Annotated in this window: 2 protein-coding genes and 1 pseudogene; all 3 read left to right on the top strand. The window is 69.5% G+C overall.

From position 1 onward, the window contains the following. The coding region (locus GA0115259_RS41190) for a hypothetical protein (protein ID WP_218104224.1) at positions 1-192 on the top strand (192 nt) is incomplete at its 5' end. 88 nt (positions 193-280) lie between these two features. Further along, positions 281-910, top strand: a complete 630-nt coding sequence (locus GA0115259_RS18365) for a uridine kinase family protein (RefSeq protein WP_093598085.1) — start codon at positions 281-283, stop codon at positions 908-910. 366 nt (positions 911-1,276) lie between these two features. Further along, positions 1,277-1,579, top strand: a pseudogene (locus GA0115259_RS18360) (CbxX/CfqX); the annotation flags it as partial.

The following is a 1,579-nucleotide window of genomic DNA, read 5'->3' as shown; positions in this document are numbered from 1 at the left end:
GCGGCGGCGGCGAGAGCGGCGGCGAGCACGGATCGGCGCGAGGTGGATCTGGTCACGGGACCTCCGGTCGAAGGCGGGAAGAGCAGAGAACGGAGAGAGCGGAGAGAGCGGAGAAATATGAAGGGCCGGGAGATACGAAGGATCGGGAAGAGCCGGCGACTGCCCGGCAGTCGCCACTATCTCGGTTCGTGACGGGCTTCTGCCAGCGATCCGCCTCGCGTCGCCCTGTCAATATTGGTCTCCACCACTGGCGTGACCTGGGACCTCGTAGGCTGGGCGGATGACCGACCTGACCGAGGCCGCCGCTGCCCTGCGCGCCCTGCCGCCCTCCTGCGGGCCCGTCCGGCTGATCGCGGTCGACGGTCACGCGGGCTCCGGCAAGAGCACCTTCACGGGGCGTCTCGCGACGGCACTCGGCGGCGTGCCCGTACTGCGTCTGGACGATCTGGCCACGCACGAGGAGCTGTTCGCATGGACGGAGCGGCTGACGGAGCGGATCATCGAGCCGCTCGCGCGGGGCGCGACGGCGCGCTACGAGGCGTACGACTGGACGCTGCGGCGCTTCATCGAGCCGCGTGAGCTGCCCGCGGATCCTGTCGTACTGATCGAGGGCGTGGGCGCCGGGCGCCGGGCGCTGCGGCCGTATCTCGCCCGGCTGCTCTGGATGGAACGGGCCGCCGAGGAGTCCTGGGAGCGCGGAAGGCGGCGCGACGGTCCCGGGCTGTCCGTTTTCTGGGACGGCTGGACAACGGCGGAGACTCGCCATTTCTTGGCGGACCCGTCCCGGCCCTTCGCGAATGCGCTGGTGCGGGAGGTACGGGAGGGATACATGATGCTCCCGGGGCCCGTTTCGACCGCGATGCAGGACCGGACCATCACCCACGGTGATCAGTTTCGGCCGCCATACTGAGCAGTCGGAAATCGACCCCGGACGAGTGTCCAACTCCGCTTGACCGAGGGGCCGGACAGGTCTTACGTTCTCAATGTGCGGCTTTTCGGAGTCGCCGCAGACGCGAAGCCCCCGGTTGTTCCCCCGTGATCGGGGGCTTCGTTCTGCCCTCGTCGCCGGTTTCCGGCTCGCGTGTATCCCCGCCCGCTCACCCTCGGTCACTGCTGTGGCCTCTGAGTGGTGCCCTTAGTCGCACACCCTCTGCGCAGGTACGATGCCTTTCGGTACGGTCAATTCCCGTCCGCCAGAAGGTGGTTCAGCACGCTGCCGACGGGCGCCCGCCCGGCGGGACAATCCGGGGGCACGGTTTGTTGTGGGGGAAGGCTGATGGAGAGCGGCAGCGGCATCGGCACACAGGGCGGCGCCGCCGCTCCCGCCGACCTCGCCTGGGCGCGCGGTGTGGACGCGTACACGATGGGGGCCTATCCCCAGGCGGAGGAGGAGTTCAGGACCGCCGTACGGCTCGATCCCGGGATGGCCGACGGCTGGCTCGGGCTGCACGCGCTGCGCATCGACACCACCACCGCGCTGCTGCACATGTACCGCCACCGCGACCGCTTCGGTGAGCAGCGCGCCCGCCATCGCCGTACTCTCAACTCCTGGTACTGGCTGGGCTGGTGGGTCCAGCCC

The organism is Streptomyces sp. MnatMP-M17 (assembly GCF_900091995.1).
Classification (GTDB): domain Bacteria; phylum Actinomycetota; class Actinomycetes; order Streptomycetales; family Streptomycetaceae; genus Streptomyces.
Note: the sequence above shows the minus strand (reverse complement) of the source record. Positions and strands in the feature narration are given on the sequence as shown.